The 281-nt window shown below is 68.7% G+C and carries 1 pseudogene; it reads right to left on the reverse strand.

The features are described 5' to 3' along the window. A pseudogene (locus tag L9G74_RS20245) lies at nucleotides 1-281 on the reverse strand (hypothetical protein); the annotation flags it as partial.

Genomic DNA, 281 nt, shown 5'->3' on the forward strand with positions numbered 1-281 from the left:
GTGAAAGGGGCCAAGGGTGATAAGGGTGTTAAGGGTGATACCGGTTCCGCTGGGGCCGCCGGGCCCGCCGGGTCTGCTGGTAAAGCGGGAGCCAAGGGAGACGCTGGTCCCGCCGGATCTTCCGGATCTGCCGGTTCCGAAGGCCCCGCCGGCCCCGCCGGTGTTGCCGGTTCCGCCGGCCCCGTCGGTGAAAGCGGCGGTGGTGGTGGAGCCCTTGGAATCATCGCCTTGATCCTGGCCATCGTAGCCATTGCGGCCGCCGGTGGAGCCTTCGTCATGGG

It is taken from the genome of Shewanella electrica, from assembly GCF_022321485.1.
Taxonomy (GTDB): Bacteria; Pseudomonadota; Gammaproteobacteria; order Enterobacterales; family Shewanellaceae; genus Shewanella; species Shewanella electrica.